The organism is Novosphingobium sp. Chol11 (assembly GCF_945870625.1).
In the GTDB taxonomy this organism is placed as follows: domain Bacteria; phylum Pseudomonadota; class Alphaproteobacteria; order Sphingomonadales; family Sphingomonadaceae; genus Novosphingobium.
In genome coordinates this window covers 1-17,895 of the sequence record NZ_CAMBTS010000014.1, presented here as the reverse complement: position 1 = coordinate 17,895, position 17,895 = coordinate 1, and the positions used below count along the sequence as shown (strand labels likewise).

Below are 17,895 nucleotides of genomic sequence, written 5' to 3'. Positions count from 1 at the left end.
GCCATGGCACGTTCCGTCTGGAAGGGACCCTTCGTCGACCTGCACCTCCTGAAGAAGGCGGAAGCCTCGCAGGATGCATCGCGCGCGGCTCCGATCAAGACCTGGTCGCGGCGCTCGACCATTCTGCCGCAGTTCGTCGGGCTCACGTTCAACGTCTACAACGGTCACAAGTTCATCCCCGTCTCGGTTAACGAAGAGATGGTCGGCCACAAGCTCGGAGAGTTCTCGCCCACGCGCACTTTCCCGGGCCACGCCGCAGACAAGAAGGGCAAGCGCTGATGGGCAAGGAAAAGTCCCCCCGCCGCGTGGCTGACAACGAAGCGTTGTCGGTCGGCACGCAGATCCGTGGCTCGGCGCAGAAGCTTGGCCTGGTGGCTGCTTTGATCCGCGGCCGTCCGGTCGAAGAGGCGCTGAACATTCTCTCGTTCTCGACCAAGGGCATGGCTGTTGAAGCGCGCAAGGTGCTGGCCTCGGCCATTGCCAACGCGGAAAACAACCACAGCCTCGATGTCGATGCGCTGATCGTGGCGGAGGCTTCGGTCGGCAAGTCGATCACGATGAAGCGCTTCCACACGCGTGGTCGCGGCAAATCGACCCAGATCCTCAAGCCCTTCAGCCGGCTGCGGATCGTTGTGCGGCAAGTCGCCGAAGAAGCTGGGGAGGCCTGATCATGGGTCATAAAAGCAATCCCATCGGTCTGCGCCTGCAGATCAACCGCACCTGGGACAGCCGCTGGTACGCCGAAGGGCGCAACTATCAGCAGCTGCTCAAGGAAGATCTTGCGATGCGCAAGTTCATCATGGGCCATCTGCCGCAGGCGGCGATTTCTAAGGTGGTCATCGAGCGTCCGGCCAAGCTTTGCCGCGTGTCGATCTATGCGGCGCGCCCGGGCGTGATCATCGGCAAGAAGGGCGCGGACATCGAAAAGCTGCGCTCGCTGCTCGCCAAGATGACGCCGAGCGACGTCAAGCTCAACATCGTAGAAATTCGCAAGCCGGAAATCGACGCCAAGCTCGTTGCGCAGGGCATTGCAGACCAGCTGATCCGCCGCATTGCGTTTCGCCGCGCGATGAAGCGCGCGATGCAGTCGGCCATGCGTTTGGGCGCCGAGGGGATCAAGATCACCTGCAGCGGCCGGCTTGGCGGCGCAGAAATCGCCCGCATCGAGTCTTACCGTGAGGGCCGCGTTCCGGCGCACACCTTGCGCGCGAACATTGATTATGCCGATGCCGAGGCGCTGACTGCGTATGGGATCATCGGCATCAAGTGCTGGATCTTCAAGGGTGAAATCCTTGGCCATGATCCGATGGCGCAAGACCGGCTGATGATGGAGGCTCAAACCTCCGGCGTCCGGCCTGCTCGTTGATTTGGCGCGCTAAGGAAGAGACAGAACCATGTTGCAACCAAAGAAGCCAAAATTCCGCAAGGCCTTCAAGGGCCGGATCAAGGGCGACGCCAAGGGTGGCTTCGATCTGAACTTCGGGTCGTACGGCTTGAAGGCAATGGAGCCTGACCGCGTGACGGCACGCCAGATCGAGGCGGCCCGCCGCGCGATCACGCGCCACATCAAGCGTCAGGGCCGCCTGTGGATCCGCATTTTCCCGGATCTGCCAGTGTCGAAGAAGCCTGCCGAGGTTCGTCAGGGCAAGGGCAAGGGCTCGATCGAATACTGGGCAGCACGGGTGAAGCCGGGCCGCATCCTGTTCGAGCTCGACGGCGTGGCCGGCCCGCTTGCGGCTGAGGCGTTCAGCCGCGCGGCGATGAAGCTGCCGATCAAGACCAAGGTCGTTGCCCGTCTGGGTGATACCTCGCACCTCGGAGGCGAATGATGGCCCAGAGCAAGCAAACATTCGAAGATCTGCGTCTCAAGTCTGACGATCAGCTTTCGGCGGATCTGTCGGAGCTGAAGCGCGAACAGTTCAACCTGCGGTTTCAGGCCGCGACCAACCAGCTTGAGCGCCCTGCGCGCATCAAGGAAGTTCGCCGCGATATTGCCCGGATCAAGACGCTGCGGACCGAGCGGACGAATTTGTCGTCCTCGGCTGCGAAGGCGTAAGGAAAACACGATGCCAAAGCGTATTTTGATCGGGACCGTGGTCTCTGACAAGACGGACAAGACCGTGGTGGTCTCGGTCGAGCGGAAGGTGAAGCACCCGCTTTACGGGAAGATCATCCGCCGTTCGAAGAAGTATCACGCGCATGATGAAGAGAACGTCGTGAAGCCGGGTGAGATTGTTCGCATCGAAGAATGCGCGCCGATTTCGAAGTTGAAGACGTGGAAGGTCATCGACCGCGTGACCGTTGGCAAGACCGCCGCGTTCGACGCAGACGTTTGAACCTGAAGATATTTTTGGAACTGCCGGACGGGTTTCGGCAAGCCAGTGAGAAGGAACCGGATCAATGATCCAGATGCAGTCCAATCTCGAAGTCGCGGACAATAGCGGCGCAAAGCGCGTTCAGTGCATCAAGGTGCTGGGCGGGTCCAAGCGGCGGTTTGCCGGCGTCGGCGACATCATCGTGGTGTCGGTGAAAGAAGCGCAGCCGCGCGCCCGCGTCAAAAAGGGCGATGTGCACCGCGCGGTCATCGTGCGCACCCGCAAGGATGTCCGCCGCGCCGATGGCACCGTGATCCGCTTCGATACCAATGCCGCTGTGCTCGTCGGCAAGAACGAAGAGCCGATCGGCACCCGCATCTTTGGCCCGGTGGTGCGCGAACTGCGTGGCCGCGGCTTCATGAAGATCATCAGCCTTGCGCCGGAGGTGCTGTAATGAGCGCTGCCAAGATCAAGAAGGGCGATTCGGTCGTCGTGCGTTCGGGCAAGGACAAGGGCCGCACCGGCACGGTGCTCCAGGTTATGCCCAAGGACGAGAAAGTGGTTGTGGCGGGCGTGAACATTGCCGCGCGGCACCGCAAGCCCAGCCAGGAAAACCCGCAGGGCGGGATCGACCGGCGCGAGGCTCCTATGCACATTTCGAAGGTGGGCCTCGCGGACAAGGACGGCAAGGCGACCCGCGTCCGGTTTGAGACCATCGACGGCAAGAAGGTCCGCGTGGCGGTAAAGTCCGGGGAGACGATCGATGGCAACTGAAGCTGGTAAGTATATTCCCCGGATGAAGACCAAGTACGACGCCGAGATCGCCAAGGCGATGCAGGCCAAGTTTGGTTATTCGAACGTGATGGAGATTCCCCGGATCGAGAAGATCACGCTCAACATGGGCGTTGGCGAGGCGAGCCAGGACAAGAAGAAGGTCACCACCGCCGCTGCAGAGATGGAGCTGATTGCCGGCCAGAAGCCAGTGATCACCAAGGCGAAGAAGTCGATCGCCCAGTTCAAGCTGCGCGAAGGCATGCCGATCGGTTGCAAGGTGACGCTGCGCCGCGAGCGGATGTACGAATTCCTCGACCGGCTGATCACCATCGCGATGCCACGCATCCGCGACTTTCGCGGGCTTAACCCCAAGTCGTTCGACGGGCGCGGCAATTATGCGATGGGTTTCAAGGAGCAGATCGTGTTCCCCGAGATCAGCTACGACCAGATCGAAAAGGTGCGCGGCCTCGATATCATCGTGACCACCTCCGCCCGGACCGACGACGAAGCGCGCGAGCTGCTCCGCTTGTTTGGTTTTCCGTTCCCGCGTGAAGCTGCGGAAGAGCAGCAGGCCGCCTGAGTTGAAGATAGGCTGGAGCCCGGTGAGGGCTCGCAGGCCTTATGAAGAAGAGAGCTTAAGTCCATGGCGAAACTGAGTTCGATTAACAAGAATGAGCGTCGCAAGAAGCTCGTTGTCAAATATGCGGCGAAGTTTGCCGCGCTGAAGGCCGTGGCCGACGATGAATCGCTCGACGACGGTGATCGGCTTATGGCCCGGCTCAAGCTGGCCGAACTGCCGCGCAATGCGAACCCGACCCGGGTGCGCAACCGTTGCAACACCACCGGCCGTCCGCGCGGCTATTATCGCAAGTTTGGCTTGTGCCGCATCGAACTCCGTGATCTCGCCAACAAGGGGATGATCCCCGGCGTGACCAAGTCGAGCTGGTAAGGATTACCCGATGGCAGTGACCGATCCCCTGGGTGATATGCTCACCCGCATCCGCAACGGCCAGCGCGCCAAGAAGGACTCGGTGATTTCACCGGCCTCGAAGCTGCGCCTGCATGTTCTCGAAGTGCTTCAGCGCGAAGGCTATATCCGCGGCTTCAGCGAAGACGCGACCGGCCAGCACCCTCAGCTGCGCATCGAACTCAAGTATTTCGAAGGGCAGCCTGCGATCAAGCATGTGGCCCGCGTGTCCAAGCCGGGCCGCCGCGTCTACTCGGGCTCGAAAGAGCTGCCGGTGGTGCGCAATGGCCTTGGCATCACCATCGTCTCGACGCCGCGTGGCGTGCTTTCGGATGCCGAAGCGCGCGCTGCCAATGTCGGCGGCGAAGTCCTCGCGGAGGTGTTCTGATGAGCCGCATCGGCAAGAAGCCGGTGACGATCCCCAAGGGCGTCACCGCCAATATCGCGGACAACGTGCTGACCGTGAAAGGCCCCAAGGGCACGCTCACGCTCACCATGCGCGAAGAGATCAGCTACACGCTGGATGGTGAAGCCGTTCTCGTGAAGCCGGCCAACGCTACCAAGGCGGCGCGGGCATTCTGGGGCATGCAGCGCACGCTGGTCGATAACCTGATGGTCGGCGTGACCGAGGGCTACACCAAGACGCTGCTGATCACCGGCGTCGGCTATCGCGCGGCTTCGCAGGGCAAGAACCTCAAGCTGCAGCTCGGCTACAGCCATGACGTCGATTATGCGATCCCCGAAGGCATCGAGATCAAGACGCCGGACAACACGACGATCGAGATCATCGGCATCGACAAGCAGAAGGTCGGGCAGGTTGCGGCCGAGATCCGCCGCTGGCGCAAGCCTGAGCCTTACAAGGGCAAGGGCATCAAGTACCGCGGCGAGTTCATCTTCCGCAAGGAAGGGAAGAAGAAGTAATGGCCAAGCTATCGCTTTTCGATCGTCGCCGCCAACGCGTGCGCACTGCGCTGAAGGCCCGCTCGCGCGGCCGACTGCGCCTTTCGATCCACCGTTCGGGCCGCCACATCTACGCCCAGATTATCGACGATGCCGCTGGCAAGACGCTGGCTGCCGCCTCGACGCTGGTCAAAGGCCAGAAGGCCATCGGTGCCAATATCGATGCGGCCGCGCTGGTCGGCAAGGAGATTGCCGAAAAGGCAGTTGCCGCTGGCATCACTGCTGTCGTGTTCGATCGCGGCGGTTTCCTGTTCCATGGCCGCGTCAAGGCGCTGGCTGATGCTGCCCGCGAGGGCGGGTTGGAGTTCTGAGTATGGCTGATGATATCACTCTCGATGGCGCAGCCCTTGCTCCCGGCGCGGATGCTCCCGGCGGCGAAGCACCGCGCGGACGCGGCGGCCGTGGTCGCGGCGGGAATGATCGCGGCGGCCCGGGCGGCGGCGGCGATCGCGGCGGCAGCGGCCCCAATCGCGGCGGCGGCGGTGGTCGGCGCGACGATCGTCGCGGCGGACGCGGCGGCGACGATGCAGGCGGCGAAGAGCTGATCGAAAAGCTGGTGCACATCAACCGCGTGTCCAAGACGGTGAAGGGCGGCAAGCGCTTTGGTTTCGCCGCGCTCGTCGTGGTCGGCGATGGCAAGGGCCGGGTTGGCTTTGGCCATGGCAAGGCGCGCGAAGTGCCCGAGGCCATCACCAAGGCGACCGCCTCTGCCAAGAAGCAGATGATCCGCGTGTCGCTCAAGGAAGGTCGCACCTTGCACCATGACGGCAAGGGCCGGTTTGGCGCAGGCAAGGTCAACGTGCGGTCGGCTCCGGCCGGCACCGGGATCATCGCGGGCGGCCCTATGCGCGCCGTGTTCGAAAGCCTTGGCGTTGCCGATGTGGTGACCAAGTCGATCGGCAGCTCGAACCCCTACAACATGATCCGCGCCACGTTCGACGCGCTGGGCGAGCAGACCTCGCCCAAGTCTGTCGCGCAGCGCCGGGGCAAGAAGGTCGCCGACCTACTTGGCCGGGGCGGCGCCACTGCGGCGGAGGCAGACGTCGCCGCCGAAGCCATTGTGGAGTAAGCAACATGGCCACCATCAAGATCAAACAGGTCGGCTCGCCGATCCGCCGCCCTGAAAAGCAGATGCAAATGCTGATCGGCCTCGGCCTCGGCAAAATGAACCGCGTGGTCGAACGCGAAGACACCGCCGAAGTGCGCGGTGCCATCGCCAAGCTACCGCATATGGTGCAGATCATCGACTGACGGTTTTTGCTTCGCTTTTGCGCGGACATGAATAGGGCCCCGGCAGCAATGCCGGGGCCCTATTCGTTTGTGCACTGCCAGCGCAATGCGCGGGCAGATTGGTGTAGAAAGCACCCCCGGTTCTAGATGCGAAGCTGGCTGCCCAGTTCGACAACACGGTTGCTCGGCAGCTTGAAGAAATCCATCGCGCTCTCGGAGAGTTTGAGCATCCATGCAAACAGATGTTCCCGCCACAGCGCCATACCCGGCACCGCGCTGGAGGCGATCAGTTTCTGGCGACCGAGGAAATAGCTGGTTTGGAGCGGTTCGAACGGGATGCCGGTCTGCACCGCAGCGGCGGCGAGATCACGCGGGATATCAACGTCTTCCATGAAGCCATAGTGCAGGATTACGCGGAAGAAGCCGTGGCCCTCGGGGTGGATTTCGGCGCGGGAGGCGGGATCGACCTGCGGCACCTCCTCGACCTCGACAGTGAGCAGCACCACACGTTCGTGCAAGACCTGATTGTGCTTGAGATTATGCAGGAGTGCCGCAGGCAACCCGGTTGGCGAGGCCGAGAGGAACACCGAAGTGCCGCGAACCCGGTGCACCGATCCGGTGATCGAGGTGATGAAGCCTGGCAGCGTCAGGCCATCCTCCATCATGGATTCGCGCATCAGGCGCCGACCAGTGGACCAGGTGGTCAGGAGCGTGAAGATCACGAGGCCCACCAAGATCGGGAACCAAGCGCCTTCAAACAGTTTGGTTGCGCCCGAGGCGAGAAGCACGACATCAATGGTGACGAAGACGACAAAGCCGATGGCACCGCGCCACCACGGACCGCGCCAGATGCGGAAGACAACGACATATTGCATGAGCGTGGTGATCAGCATGGTGCCGACGACCGCCAGGCCATAAGCGGGCAGCATCGCAGCGGAGGCGCGGAAGCCCATCACCAGAACAGCGACCATCACCGCCAGCGCCCAGTTGATCGCCGGAATGTAGATTTGGCCGCGCGCTTGGGAGGAGGTGTGGAGGATTCGGAGCCGCGGCATGAAGCCGAGCTGGATGGCCTGCTGGGTGACCGAGAACGCGCCGGAGATGACCGCCTGGCTGGCGATGATCGTGGCAAGTGTCGCAATCACAAGGAGCGGTATCGTCAGCTGCGGGGGGACCATGTGGAAAAAAGGATTGTCGATGAACTCGGGGTTGCGAAGGAGCATCGCAGCCTGTCCCATGTAGTTGAGCATCAGCGCAGGGAAGCAGATTGCCAGCCACGCGATGGTGATCGGCACGCGTCCGAAGTGCCCCATATCGGCATAGAGCGCCTCAGTGCCCGTGATCGCGTAAACGATCGCGCCGAGCGAGAGGAAGGCGAAGAGCGGGTGCGCGGTGAAGTAGGTTACCATCCAGATCGGATTGAGCGCACCAAGCACCTGCGGCGTCTGCGCGATGTGATACAACCCCATGGCTGAAATCGTGATAAAATAGACGAGCATGACCGGGCCGAACAGGCGGCCAACGCGATCGGTGCCGTGGCGCTGGATGGCGAACAGGCCAATCAGGATCGCCAGCGCAATCCAGACGATCCAAGGCTTGAACGCCGAACTGACCACGCCGAGCCCTTCGACTGCCGAGATCACCGAAATGGCCGGGGTGAGCATCGCATCGGCGAAGAACAGCGAGGTGGCAAACAGCGCGCCAACCAAGAGCCAGCGTTTTGGCGTGGCGGCCCCGAGTTCGCGGTTGATCAGCGCATAAAGCGCAAGGCTGCCGCCCTCGCCGCGATTGTCGCAGCGCATGACGATGAAAACGTATTTCACCGTGACCACGAACACGAAGCCCCAGAAGATGAGGCTGACGATGCCATAGAGATCGGTGACTGCCGCGCGGAGGTGATAGCGCGGGTCCAGCGTGGCTTGCAGCGCATAGAGCGGACTGGTGCCGATATCGCCGAAGACCACGCCGAGCGCGCCAAGGGTAAGCACAGAGCGGCTGGCGCCTTGCGCGGGTTGTGGAGGAATGGGTGAGGCCGAAGATTCGGCAGGTGCTGGCTGTGTCATGTCACGCGATGTGGACGCCAAGGGCATTAAGTTTCCATGGGGATTGCGCACGCAAACATGAGGCGGGACGCGACTTTGCGGGCATAACGCCTTAGGATGGCGCGATGAGCCGCCCAGACCCTGCATCGTTTGCCGCAACGCCGTTTGGCCTATCTTGGCAGGGTGCCGGGGCGGTGCTGGCGATGACCGGCGTGGCCACCGCACTGGGTCTGGGCATTGCTGCGCGCTGGGGAAGTTCTTCGGTCGTCCTGCTTTATGTGCCCCCGGTGCTGGCCGCTGCCGGGCTTGCCGGGCGCTGGTTGGCGCTGCTGGCGGCCGTCGTGGGCACGCTGGCGTTCAATTTCTTTTTCACCGAGCCTTACTTTACGCTGCTCATCCGCAATCCTGGCGATGGGGTGACAGTGGCGATGTTGTTGCTGGTCGGCCTTGTGACTAGCCACCTTGTGACTTCGCTGCGCGCCCAAGCCGAGCTGGCCTCGTTTTATGCCAGCCGCAATGCAACGATTGCCGGATTTGCGGGGCGGCTGCTCTCATGCAGCAACGAGGCGGCTATTGCCGAAGTGGCCGTTGCCGAACTCGCGCGCATCTTCGAATGCCATGCCTGCATCGTTTCGCCGGTGCCGGAGCCGCATGTCATCGCCGCGACGATGGGCAAAGACGGGTTTGCGCCGGGCGATCTGGCGGCTGCAGCGCAGGCGCTTTCCAGCGGGGCGCGAGCGGGCCGGGGCATCGCGCGCGGCAGCCTGACCGATTGGCAGTTCCATCCGGTCTGCGCGTCGCCCGGAACCGCAAATGGGGAAGCCTTGGCCGCCGCCGGCCTTGCGCGCGATGACGGTGCCTCCCCGGTCGCCGCCGAGGGCACCTCGCTGCTGGGCAACCTGCTTGATCAGGTGGCGCTGGCGCTGGCGCGTGCGCGGCTGGAAAGCGCGGGGCGCGAGAACATCATGCTGCGCGAGCGCGATGCCCTGCGTTCGGCGCTGCTCGGATCGATCGGCAACGATATCCGCCCGCGGCTGCACGGACTTGCGACAGGGTTACGCAAACTGCAGCGCGCAGGGCAAGCCGACGCCGAGGTGCTGCACATCATGGCAGGCGAGACCGCGCGGCTGAACGGCCTTATTGATAATTTGGCCGATCTGGATCTTGCGCAGGATCAGGATCCGGTGATTGTCGGCGACCTGGCTATCGATCTCTATCGCCGCACGGCAAGCAAAGGCGGGAGGCAGGTGCACCTGACGCCCAAGGAGTTCGCGGTGCTGGCCGAACTCGCCCGCAATCTGGGGCGCGTGCTCAGCCATCGCTATCTGTTGCGGGCGGTATGGGGGCCGGCACACGAGGATCATGTCGACTACTTGCGGGTGGCGGTGAGCGCTTTGCGGCGCAAGCTGAGCAATGGCCCGGACGACGTGGAACTGATCATCAACGAGCCAGCTGTGGGATACCGCCTCACCAGTAACGTGTGACCAGAAGCCGGTGCCAGACCGATCGCCCGCAAGGGGGTGACATTGCCCACCGCTTCGCTTAAGGGCCACAGCTTCCATCAGCGCGACTCAAAGCGAAAGCGAGTGCAGAACCATGAAATTGAATGATATCCGCGACAACGACGGTGCCCGCAAAGGCCGGATGCGCGTCGGCCGGGGCATTGGCTCGGGCAAGGGCAAGACCGCCGGGCGCGGCCAGAAGGGTGCGAAAGCACGTTCGGGCGTCGCGATCAACGGCTTCGAGGGCGGCCAGATGCCGCTGCACATGCGCATTCCAAAGCGCGGCTTCAACAATATCTTCGCCAAGGATTTCGCCGAAGTGAACATCGGCATGGTCCAGAAGTCGATCGACGCGGGCAAGCTCGATGTCTCGCAGCCGGTCGATCATGCTGCGCTGCAGGCCGCTGGCCTTGGCCGCGGCGGCAAGGATGGCGTGCGGTTGCTGGCCAAGGGCGAGATTACCTCGGCGGTGACGTTCCATGTTGCAGGGGCCAGCAAAGGCGCGGTCGAAGCGGTGGCCAAGGCTGGCGGTTCGGTTGTGTTGCCTGAGGCGCAGCCTAGCGAGCACGAGAAGAAGACCGCGCGCCGCGAAGTGAACAAGGCTGAGAAGGCCGCAGCCCGGGGCAAGTGATGCGCTGATTGATGCAGTGTTTCGGGCGGCGGCTTTTTTACCCTCCGCTGCCCGGAAATTGCGCTGCATGGGGTTCGACATTGCCGAACCATCCCTATATGACTTGGATTGCGGCGCGCGGCGGTTTCGTCTCGCCGCCGCGCCAACAACAAGGCTTGAGCTCCACCAATGGCATCACGCGCCGATAATATCGCCAGCACGATCAGTTTCGCCAATTTCTCGAAAGCGACGGAACTCAAGAGCCGCATCTGGTTCACGATCGGCGCGCTGATTGTCTTCCGGTTTTTGAGCTTCGTGCCGCTGCCGGGCATCAATCCGTTGATCCTCGAGACCTTGGCGGGCAAAACCCGCGGCGGCATTCTCGATATCTTCAATGCGTTTTCGGGCGGTTCGCTCGAGCGGATGAGCCTGATCGCGCTGGGCGTGATGCCCTATATCACCGCCTCGATCGTGGTGCAGCTGGCCTCTTCGCTCCACCCTTCGCTGACCGCGTTGAAAAAGGAAGGCGAGACCGGACGCAAGAAGCTCAACCAGTATACCCGCTATGGCGCAGTGTTCCTCACCGCCATCCAGGGCTGGTTTCTTGCCAGCGGGCTTGAGGCGTTCGGCGCATCGAGCGGGCTGCAGGCAGTGGTCGCGCCGGGCTATATGTTCCGCGTCGGCGCCGTGATCAGCCTGGTCGGCGGCACGATGTTCCTGCTCTGGCTGGGCGAGCAGATCACCAGCCGCGGCATTGGCAATGGCATCTCGTTGATCATCATGGCGGGCATTGTCGCGCAGATGCCGACATTCGTGGTCAACTTGTTCGATCAGGGACGCACAGGCTCGCTCAGCCCGTTTGTGATCGTCGGCGTGCTGGCGCTGCTCGTCGGGGTCGTCGTGTTCATCTGCTTTTTCGAACGGGCCTCGCGGCGATTGCTGATCCAGTATCCCAAGCGCGCCACGCAGCGCGGGATGATGGCCGCAGACCGCAGCCACTTGCCGCTCAAGCTCAATACCGCAGGCGTGATTCCGCCGATCTTTGCCAGCTCGCTGTTGCTGTTGCCGCTGACGATCACGCAATTTGCGGGCAACGCTGTCTCGCCGGATTCGTTCACGGACAAGTTCATCGTCGGCCTCAACCAGTATCTTGGCCACGGCAAGCCGGTCTACATGCTGCTTTATGCCGCCGGGATCATCTTCTTTGCGTTTTTCTATACCGCAGTCGTGTTCAATCCCGAAGAGACTGCCGACAATCTCAAGAAGAACGGCGGTTTCATCCCAGGCATCCGCCCGGGCAAGAACACCGAGGTCTATCTCGACTATGTGCTGACGCGCATCACCGTGCTGGGTGCGGGCTATATCACGCTGGTGTGCGTCTTGCCCGAATGGATTATGGCCGAAACCGGCATGGGCTCGCTGTTTTTCGGTGGTACCAGCTTGCTGATTGTGGTCAATGTGACGGTCGATACAATTACCCAGATCCAATCGCATCTGCTGGCGCACCAGTATGGCGACCTGATCAAGAAGGCCAAACTAAAAGGCCGCCTGCGCTGATCGTTGCGCGATAGAAGGCGGTTAACCGGGGGACTGCGTTTGAATATCATCCTGTTGGGACCGCCGGGCGCGGGCAAGGGCACGCAAGCCCAGCGGCTTGTAGATAGCTTTGGCATGAAGCAGCTTTCGACCGGCGACATGCTGCGTGCGGCGGTCAAGGCAGGCACGCCGGTCGGGCTTCAGGCCAAGGCGGTGATGGAAGCTGGGGGGCTGGTTTCGGATGATATCGTCTCGGCGCTGATCGGCGAGGAGCTTGATCAAATGCCCGGCGATCAGGGAGCCATTTTCGACGGCTATCCGCGCACTGCGCCGCAAGCGGCTTCGCTGGAAACCATTCTCGCCGCGCGCGGCCGCGCGCTGAGCCATGTAATCGAACTCGCCGTCGACGAGGATGCGCTGGTCGAGCGCATTACCGGCCGCTTCACATGCGCGTCCTGCGGCAAAGGCTATCACGACAGGTTCGAACAGCCCGCTGTGGCCGGAACCTGCGATCGATGCGGCGGCCACGAGTTCAAGCGCCGCCCGGACGACAACGAAGCAACCGTGCGCACCCGCATGGCCGAATACCGCACCAAGACCGCGCCGATCCTGCCGATCTATGAAGCGCGCGGGATCGTTGCCCGCGTCGATGGCATGGCGGCGATGGATACTGTGACCGCCGCCATTGCCGAAATTCTCGCGCAGGCCTAACCTGCTGCCATCCTGCGCGGGGCAGGGGGGAGAATATGGCATGCAGTCTTGGCCGCACGGCGCATTAGGGTTTGCGGCGCTGGCAGTAGCGTTGGCGAGCGCTGGGCCGGTGCAAGCGGACGTAGTGCTGAAGGCCGATAACGGCTTTGTCCTGCGCAATTCCCTCGAGGTTACCGCCAGCCCGGCCGAAGCATGGCGCGCGATGATCGATCCGGCGAAGTGGTGGTCGAACCAGCACACGTTTTCTGGCGATGCCGCCAATCTGACGCTCGATCCGGTACCCGGCGGCTGCTTTTGCGAGCGCATGCCAGCATCGAACCCTGGCTCGGCCAAAGACTTGCCTTCAGGCCAGCGTGAGGGCGGCGTTCAGCACATGCGCGTGATCTATGCCGAGCCACTGCGCGCGATGCGGCTGACCGGCGCGCTCGGGCCACTACAAAGCGAAGCGCTGACGGGCACGTTGACGATGACGATGACGCTGAAGCCGGTGCCCAGCGGCACGCGTATCTTGTGGGAATATGTTGTCGGCGGTTTCATGCGCTAAAAACGGATGAGATCGCGCCTGCGGTGGATAAAGTGCTGGTTGGCCAACTGACCAGTCTGGCGGCCAAGCTTGGGCCAGTGGCCGCCGCCGCCCCAGTCGGTCCAGCCGAAGGGGAAGCGGCCCCGGACCCAGCCCCGGCTAAACCCGACCCGCAGCCCGCCAAGCCCGCTGGCGCGAACAAATGGTCGCTGCCAGCCGCCGCGCCAAAGGCTGCAAAGGCCCCAAGGGCGCCGTCCGGCGCTACTGTAGCGGCCTCTGCGGCCTCGGCGTCAAAGCCTGTGTCCGCGGGTTCCGCCGCCAAGCCCGCACCGAAAGCGGCCGCACGAACAGCGCCGAAAACGACGGCCGCAGCGCCTGCGAAATCGGTGCGCAGAACTGCTCCCAAGCCGCTGAGCGCCGAGGAGATCGAGCGGCGCGAAGCCAATGCTGCGTTTGACGCAGCGCTCGGCAAGACGCCGGCCCAGTAAGCGCGCGGGGCCGGGGCGGGGCCGGTCAGGCCCTCGCCCGAGGCGGGTGGGGGCAGAGCCATCGCCGATTCTGACCATGCAACCTTTGGACGTGGCGCGCGTTTCACTGGCATCTTCGATCGCCAGTCAGCCTGATTTCTGGCGGCGTGATTTTCAGGGAAAGTGGACCACCATGAAGAGTATCTTGATCGCCGCCGCGCTCGGCGCGCTGATGTTCAGCACTGTTGCCCATGCCGACATCGGGATCGATTCTAGGCAACTCGATCAATCGCGCCAGATCGACGCAGGCAAGCGTTCGGGCAAACTCAGCAGGCGCGAGCGGGGCGTGCTCAATCAGGAACAGCGCAGCATCAAGCAGGTCGAAGCCCGGCTTCGCGCACGCGGCAATAATCTCAGTGAGCGCGACGAGCGCCGCCTCGGCGTGCTGCTCGATCGCGCGCAGGCGCATATTCGCCAGCTCAAGAACAATCGCGAGCGTGGGCGCAACGGCATTCATTTCTGATAATGCGTTGCGGTGATCGCGCCGCGCCGCTCTCCCGGATCAGGAGCAGGCTTACTGCAGCGGCGAGCGGCGAAAGCGCAGGCCGCTGAGGATCGGATTTGCTTGGGCCGGGCTTGGTGCGGCTTGGCGATCTGCGGCCTCGGTCATGGCGGCTTGCGCATCTGGCGGCCCTTGCCTGCGCAGCAGAGCGTGGAGTGCCAGATCGGCAGCGACGAACAGTTCTTCGGGTGTTTCGCCGTCGGTGCCCCATTCCGCGCTCGCCAGAACCGGGTCGGGCACGCGGGCGAGTTCGTCGTTTAGCACTGGGCAGGCCAGGCTGGCGAGGATCGCATCCGCCAGGGCCGAAACCGGCGTGCTGCTGTCGCTTGCGGCCAGCACCGCCAGACGGGTCTCGCGCAGTGCGCAAACAAAGCCATTGCCCGCTAGCGCCTCGGCAATGCGCGAGGGCGCAGCACTGAGCAGGCGCGCAGTTTGCTCTGCACCGTAAACGTCGGTCGTGGCGGCGCGCCAGGCCAGCTCGATCAGCATCAGCACGGGGACCGAACCGGGCTCGGCAACGCTGATCGCAGTCTCGATCAGGCCAAAGAAGTTGGCCGGGTCGAGCACGGAGCCGGGGGCGGGGAGCGGCGACATCGCGGCTACGAATTCAGAGGCCAAAGCATTCATGGTCGATACTATCACGAGAAACCGTCAAGATCGCGTAAATGGCGGCTGCGCGCGTCCAACCCGCTTCAGGCGGAGCGATCGCCCGTGGTGGCCACTTCGTGACGCTTATCTTTGCTTTTCAGACACCTTGGGTTCGACAATGAGGTAGATCCCGGTGGTTTGGCCGATGTTGAGCGCTTCGTGCCACGCCAGCCCATCGCTCCACCAGCTGTCGCCAGCCTTCAGCTCGCGCACGACAGTTCCGCTGGCCGAGGTAATCTGCATCGTCGAGCCCGCGAGAATATGGCCCCAATGCGCGGCATGAAAGTGTCGCTCGTGCCCTCCACCCGGTGGGAAGGTGCAGCGCAGCGCGCGAACTTGTGCGTTCTCATGGAGCAGCACGCAGACCTTGCTCCCTTGCCACCCGGCTTCCAGCGGGCCGGGGAGATCGGCTTCGGGCGGCGCGGGCCGGGCATGCGCCGCTGCGCTGATCGGCGCCAGCATAGCCAGAACGGCCAGAACAGACTTCGTGCGCATCACCGGGCTGTTCACCTCACTGCCTCCATCTTAGACTATCTTTCCCTATTGCGGGAGCAATGCGCGGTTGCCCCATCATTGGGCAGCGGACAATCCTGTTCGCGCCGGGCCTGTTCGCGCCAATCCTGTTCGCGCCAAGCCTGTTCGTGTCGGGGCCGATCGCAGTTCATCATCTCGGCTTTGACCTTGCGCATTGGATCGGGTATACAACGAGAATCTTTCTGCCGCCTGCAAAGAGACTGCGTTTTCGCTGTGCTTTGCGGTTGACGGTTTGTTAGTTTGCGCTTAAGCGCCCCCTTCACCTTTAGCCGGAAATGGTTGTTTGCTCGTTGGGGCAAACATGCGCGTTGCCGGATTGGTGCCTCAATGGGTGCTCCATTGCGGCGCAGGGTGAACGCGATGAGATGGGGCGCGATATCGCATCGCCGCTCTGTGGAGCATGGAGAAACAAGTGGCTCGAATTGCCGGGGTGAACATCCCCACGAATAAGCGTGTTATCATTGCGCTGACCTACATTCACGGAATTGGTGCGCACAAGGCCAAGTTGATCGCCGACAAGCTCGGGATCGATCATACCCGCCGCGTGCAGGATCTGTCGGACGCCGAAGTGCTCCAGATCCGCGAAACCATCGATGCGGATCATACGGTGGAAGGCGATCTTCGCCGCAACACCGCGATGAACATCAAGCGCCTGATGGACCTGGCCTGCTATCGCGGGCTGCGTCATCGCAAGGGGCTGCCGGTTCGCGGTCAACGCACCCACACCAATGCGCGCACACGCAAGGGCAAAGCCAAGGCGATTGCCGGCAAGAAGAAGTAAGGCGCCGTGCCCCGGGCCAAGGCCTAGGGGCATCACGCTTTTCCTTCCAGTTTCTCGACAGGATTCAAGTCAATGGCTCGCGAACCTCAACGCATTAAGAAGCGGGAGCGCAAGAACATCAGCAGTGGTGTGGCGCACGTGAATGCAAGCTTTAACAATACGATGATCACCATCACCGATGCCCAGGGCAACACCATCAGCTGGTCTTCGGCCGGCACGATGGGCTTCAAAGGCAGTCGTAAATCCACGCCTTATGCGGCGCAGGTTGCGGCTGACGATGCGGGCAAGAAGGCAGCCGAGCACGGCGTGCGGACGCTCGAAGTCGAAGTGAAGGGCCCTGGTTCGGGCCGCGAAAGCGCGCTGCGTGCGCTGCAGGCGGTCGGTTTCACGATCACCACCATTCGCGACGTGACCCCGATCCCGCACAACGGCGTGCGCCCGTCCAAGCGTCGCCGCGTCTGATCCTGTCTTGGCGGGCGGCGTGGTCTTCGATGAGGCCGCGCCACTTGCCCAATCTTGAGATCGGTGACGGCTTGTTCAGCTGGCTGCCGACGAACCTGATAACCTTTAGGGGAATTCCATGACTGTCAACATCAAGAACTGGCAGGAACTGAAGAAGCCCAACACCCTCGAGATCAAATATGGCAACGATCCGAAGCGCCGCGCGACGTTCGTCGCAGAGCCGCTCGAGCGTGGTTTTGGCCTCACACTCGGCAATGCGCTGCGCCGCGTGCTGCTCTCTTCGCTGCAAGGCGCAGCGGTAACCTCGATCAAGATCGAAAACGTGCTGCACGAGTTCTCCTCGCTGGCCGGGGTGCGCGAAGATGTGACCGACATCGTGCTCAATGTGAAGCAGATCGCGCTGCGCATGCAAGGCGAAGGCCCCAAGCGCCTGCAGCTTTCGGCCACCGGCCCGGGCGAGGTCAAGGCAGGCGATATCGCTGTCACCGGCGATATCGAAGTGCTGAACAAGGATCTGGTGATCTGCAACCTTGACGAAGGCGCGACCTTCAACATGGAACTGACCGCCGACAGCGGTAAAGGCTACGTTCCCGCCGTTGCCAACCGTCCGGCCGATGCACCGATCGGCCTGATCCCGATCGATTCGCTTTACTCGCCGGTGCGACAGGTCTCCTACAAGATCGACAATGCGCGCATTGGGCAGGAGCTTGACTATGACAAGCTCAATCTGACGGTCGAAACCGATGGCACAGTCACGCCGGAAGACGCTGTGGCCTATGCCGCGCGGATCCTGCAGGACCAGCTTTGCCTGTTCGTCCACTTCGACGATCAGACGCCGCAGGGCCAGACGTCGATGATGCCCGGCATGCCGACGCATACGCCTGAAGAAAGCGACGCCAACCAGCTCAACCGCTATCTGCTCAAGAAGGTTGATGAGTTGGAGTTGTCGGTGCGTTCGGCCAATTGCCTTAAGAACGACAACATCATCTACATTGGCGATCTGGTGCAGAAGTCGGAAGCCGAGATGCTGCGCACCCCGAACTTCGGCCGCAAGTCCTTGAACGAGATCAAGGAAGTGCTCTCGTCGATGGGTCTGCGTCTGGGCATGGACATCCCCGGCTGGCCGCCGGAAAACATCGAGGAAATGGCCAAGAAGCTTGAGCAGGAACTGCTGGGCTAAACGGCTGGTTTCAATCAATTGGGGAAGTTTCGGCGGCACACCCCACCGCCTGGTCTGGGCTACCTGATACGGGCCCTTAACGAACGGAGTT

At 62.6% G+C, this 17,895-nt stretch carries 27 protein-coding genes; 24 read left to right on the top strand and 3 right to left on the bottom strand.

Features of this window, described 5'->3' with window-relative positions; all coding sequences use genetic code 11:
* Window positions 1–3: 3 nt before the first annotated feature.
* The 15 genes from rpsS (at window position 4) to rpmD (ending at window position 6,267) form a co-directional block, all read left to right on the top strand.
* Entirely contained in the window at window positions 4–279 is a 276-nt protein-coding gene (gene rpsS / locus Q0O40_RS04350) for a 30S ribosomal protein S19 (protein ID WP_295526680.1), read from the top strand.
* Window positions 279–668, top strand: a complete 390-nt coding sequence (gene rplV / locus Q0O40_RS04345; protein WP_295526679.1) for a 50S ribosomal protein L22 — start codon at window positions 279–281, stop codon at window positions 666–668. The genes rpsS and rplV overlap by 1 nt, the downstream gene beginning before the upstream one ends.
* A gap of 2 nt (window positions 669–670) precedes the next feature.
* A complete protein-coding gene (rpsC, locus tag Q0O40_RS04340; RefSeq protein WP_295526676.1) occupies window positions 671–1,366 on the top strand; it encodes a 30S ribosomal protein S3 in 696 nt (231 codons plus the stop codon).
* Window positions 1,367–1,394: 28 nt separating this feature from the next.
* The gene (rplP, locus tag Q0O40_RS04335; RefSeq protein WP_295526674.1) at window positions 1,395–1,829 is read left to right on the top strand and encodes a 50S ribosomal protein L16; all 435 of its coding nucleotides are present in this window, start codon (window positions 1,395–1,397) and stop codon (window positions 1,827–1,829) included.
* Window positions 1,826–2,056 carry a 50S ribosomal protein L29 gene (rpmC, locus tag Q0O40_RS04330; protein ID WP_295526671.1) on the top strand — a complete coding sequence of 77 codons (231 nt, stop codon included), beginning with the start codon at window positions 1,826–1,828 and terminating at the stop codon, window positions 2,054–2,056. Before rplP ends, rpmC begins: the two co-directional genes overlap by 4 nt.
* A 10-nt stretch (window positions 2,057–2,066) precedes the next feature.
* Window positions 2,067–2,336 carry a 30S ribosomal protein S17 gene (gene rpsQ, locus Q0O40_RS04325; RefSeq protein ID WP_295526669.1) on the top strand — a complete coding sequence of 90 codons (270 nt, stop codon included), beginning with the start codon at window positions 2,067–2,069 and terminating at the stop codon, window positions 2,334–2,336.
* A gap of 64 nt (window positions 2,337–2,400) precedes the next feature.
* On the top strand, window positions 2,401–2,769 hold the full coding sequence (rplN, locus tag Q0O40_RS04320; RefSeq protein WP_295526667.1) for a 50S ribosomal protein L14: 369 nt from the start codon (window positions 2,401–2,403) through the stop codon (window positions 2,767–2,769).
* Window positions 2,769–3,089: a 50S ribosomal protein L24 gene (gene rplX / locus Q0O40_RS04315; RefSeq protein WP_295526664.1), complete on the top strand. Its 321-nt coding sequence runs from the start codon at window positions 2,769–2,771 to the stop codon at window positions 3,087–3,089. The genes rplN and rplX overlap by 1 nt, the downstream gene beginning before the upstream one ends.
* On the top strand, window positions 3,079–3,669 hold the full coding sequence (rplE, locus tag Q0O40_RS04310; protein WP_295526662.1) for a 50S ribosomal protein L5: 591 nt from the start codon (window positions 3,079–3,081) through the stop codon (window positions 3,667–3,669). The genes rplX and rplE overlap by 11 nt, the downstream gene beginning before the upstream one ends.
* A 63-nt stretch (window positions 3,670–3,732) precedes the next feature.
* Entirely contained in the window at window positions 3,733–4,038 is a 306-nt protein-coding gene (gene rpsN / locus Q0O40_RS04305) for a 30S ribosomal protein S14 (protein WP_295526661.1), read from the top strand.
* Window positions 4,039–4,048: 10 nt separating this feature from the next.
* The gene (gene rpsH, locus Q0O40_RS04300) at window positions 4,049–4,444 is read left to right on the top strand and encodes a 30S ribosomal protein S8 (RefSeq protein WP_295526659.1); all 396 of its coding nucleotides are present in this window, start codon (window positions 4,049–4,051) and stop codon (window positions 4,442–4,444) included.
* Complete coding sequence (gene rplF, locus Q0O40_RS04295) at window positions 4,444–4,977, top strand: 50S ribosomal protein L6 (protein ID WP_295526656.1); 534 nt, start codon at window positions 4,444–4,446, stop codon at window positions 4,975–4,977. Before rpsH ends, rplF begins: the two co-directional genes overlap by 1 nt.
* Window positions 4,977–5,327, top strand: coding sequence for a 50S ribosomal protein L18 (rplR, locus tag Q0O40_RS04290; RefSeq protein WP_295526653.1), 351 nt, complete (start codon window positions 4,977–4,979; stop codon window positions 5,325–5,327). The genes rplF and rplR overlap by 1 nt, the downstream gene beginning before the upstream one ends.
* Window positions 5,328–5,329: 2 nt before the next feature.
* Window positions 5,330–6,085: a 30S ribosomal protein S5 gene (gene rpsE, locus Q0O40_RS04285; RefSeq protein ID WP_295526650.1), complete on the top strand. Its 756-nt coding sequence runs from the start codon at window positions 5,330–5,332 to the stop codon at window positions 6,083–6,085.
* Window positions 6,086–6,090: 5 nt separating this feature from the next.
* Window positions 6,091–6,267 (top strand): 50S ribosomal protein L30, encoded by a 177-nt coding sequence (gene rpmD / locus Q0O40_RS04280; protein ID WP_295526647.1) that lies wholly within the window; start codon window positions 6,091–6,093, stop codon window positions 6,265–6,267.
* A gap of 122 nt (window positions 6,268–6,389) precedes the next feature.
* Here the strand turns inward: rpmD and Q0O40_RS04275 are convergent, their stop codons facing one another.
* Window positions 6,390–8,309: a potassium transporter Kup gene (locus Q0O40_RS04275; RefSeq protein WP_295526644.1), complete on the bottom strand. Its 1,920-nt coding sequence runs from the start codon at window positions 8,307–8,309 to the stop codon at window positions 6,390–6,392.
* A gap of 104 nt (window positions 8,310–8,413) precedes the next feature.
* On the opposite strand from Q0O40_RS04275, the gene Q0O40_RS04270 reads away from it, so the two are divergent.
* The 6 genes from Q0O40_RS04270 (at window position 8,414) to Q0O40_RS04245 (ending at window position 14,160) form a co-directional block, all read left to right on the top strand.
* The gene (locus Q0O40_RS04270) at window positions 8,414–9,772 is read left to right on the top strand and encodes a DUF4118 domain-containing protein (protein WP_295526641.1); all 1,359 of its coding nucleotides are present in this window, start codon (window positions 8,414–8,416) and stop codon (window positions 9,770–9,772) included.
* Window positions 9,773–9,884: 112 nt separating this feature from the next.
* Complete coding sequence (rplO, locus tag Q0O40_RS04265; protein WP_295526638.1) at window positions 9,885–10,421, top strand: 50S ribosomal protein L15; 537 nt, start codon at window positions 9,885–9,887, stop codon at window positions 10,419–10,421.
* Window positions 10,422–10,589: 168 nt separating this feature from the next.
* Complete coding sequence (gene secY / locus Q0O40_RS04260) at window positions 10,590–11,957, top strand: preprotein translocase subunit SecY (RefSeq protein WP_295526635.1); 1,368 nt, start codon at window positions 10,590–10,592, stop codon at window positions 11,955–11,957.
* A 39-nt stretch (window positions 11,958–11,996) separates the two neighbouring features.
* A complete protein-coding gene (locus Q0O40_RS04255; protein WP_295526632.1) occupies window positions 11,997–12,647 on the top strand; it encodes an adenylate kinase in 651 nt (216 codons plus the stop codon).
* Between the two features lie 40 nt (window positions 12,648–12,687).
* Window positions 12,688–13,191, top strand: a complete 504-nt coding sequence (locus Q0O40_RS04250; RefSeq protein WP_295526630.1) for a hypothetical protein — start codon at window positions 12,688–12,690, stop codon at window positions 13,189–13,191.
* Between the two features lie 639 nt (window positions 13,192–13,830).
* Window positions 13,831–14,160, top strand: a complete 330-nt coding sequence (locus Q0O40_RS04245; RefSeq protein WP_295526628.1) for a hypothetical protein — start codon at window positions 13,831–13,833, stop codon at window positions 14,158–14,160.
* A gap of 51 nt (window positions 14,161–14,211) precedes the next feature.
* On the opposite strand, the gene Q0O40_RS04240 is transcribed toward Q0O40_RS04245, so the two are convergent.
* Both Q0O40_RS04240 and Q0O40_RS04235 read right to left on the bottom strand, forming a co-directional pair.
* Window positions 14,212–14,817 (bottom strand): hypothetical protein, encoded by a 606-nt coding sequence (locus tag Q0O40_RS04240; RefSeq protein ID WP_295526625.1) that lies wholly within the window; start codon window positions 14,815–14,817, stop codon window positions 14,212–14,214.
* Window positions 14,818–14,931: 114 nt separating this feature from the next.
* Entirely contained in the window at window positions 14,932–15,357 is a 426-nt protein-coding gene (locus tag Q0O40_RS04235) for a cupin domain-containing protein (RefSeq protein WP_295526623.1), read from the bottom strand.
* A gap of 436 nt (window positions 15,358–15,793) precedes the next feature.
* On the opposite strand from Q0O40_RS04235, the gene rpsM reads away from it, so the two are divergent.
* The 3 genes from rpsM to Q0O40_RS04220 all read left to right on the top strand — a co-directional run bounded on the left by rpsM (window position 15,794) and on the right by Q0O40_RS04220 (window position 17,804).
* The gene (gene rpsM, locus Q0O40_RS04230; protein WP_295526621.1) at window positions 15,794–16,162 is read left to right on the top strand and encodes a 30S ribosomal protein S13; all 369 of its coding nucleotides are present in this window, start codon (window positions 15,794–15,796) and stop codon (window positions 16,160–16,162) included.
* A 72-nt stretch (window positions 16,163–16,234) separates the two neighbouring features.
* The gene (gene rpsK / locus Q0O40_RS04225) at window positions 16,235–16,624 is read left to right on the top strand and encodes a 30S ribosomal protein S11 (protein WP_295526619.1); all 390 of its coding nucleotides are present in this window, start codon (window positions 16,235–16,237) and stop codon (window positions 16,622–16,624) included.
* Window positions 16,625–16,742: 118 nt separating this feature from the next.
* Window positions 16,743–17,804 (top strand): DNA-directed RNA polymerase subunit alpha, encoded by a 1,062-nt coding sequence (locus Q0O40_RS04220; RefSeq protein WP_295526617.1) that lies wholly within the window; start codon window positions 16,743–16,745, stop codon window positions 17,802–17,804.
* Window positions 17,805–17,895 lie beyond the last annotated feature (91 nt).